The 529-nt window shown below is 32.3% G+C and carries 1 protein-coding gene; it reads right to left on the bottom strand.

Annotation, left to right across the window (positions count from 1 at the left end):
• On the bottom strand, positions 1–529 hold a 529-nt coding region (locus WFZ85_RS16070; protein WP_342697266.1), incomplete at both ends, for a DUF6705 family protein.

Here is a 529-nt window from a genome sequence, read left to right as displayed (position 1 = left end):
CGTTGTTTGTGGTGTAAAACCAAACTTTGATTTTTTCTATTCCATTTTCTAGATATGGTCTTACGACAAGATGTCCGTTTGCTACGCCCATACCATCGTAGTTTGGTTCATTATATGAAAATTCGATTCTTTTTTCGTTGGGTTCACATTCGTTACATCGTGGGAAACTTGTTGAGCGTCTTAACAACAGCCAACCAAATAAATTGTGTTTTTTATTCTCTCTGTAAGTTGTACCGTAATTATTGTTTATATTAGGTAGTGTATTAATTTTTTCTACCCCATTTTCAACATAGCGGTATTCTCCAACTAAGACGTCTATATTATAGTTACGTAGTCCATTAAATTTAACTAAATTATCTCTTTTTTGTATAGCAATTGTCAATTGTGTACTGCCTTGTGAATAAACCCAAGTACCTACAAAATGTTGTCTAAAATTATTTACATCTTTGTAGTATGCTCCTTCTATTTCGCCAGTAATAATGTTACTATCATAAGCGTCAATTATTTGAGCAGATGATAAAATGGTGAA

Origin of the sequence: Flavobacterium aureirubrum (assembly GCF_038739835.1) — a bacterium.
Classification (GTDB): Bacteria; Bacteroidota; Bacteroidia; order Flavobacteriales; family Flavobacteriaceae; genus Flavobacterium; species Flavobacterium aureirubrum.
Note: the sequence above shows the minus strand (reverse complement) of the source record. Positions and strands in the feature narration are given on the sequence as shown.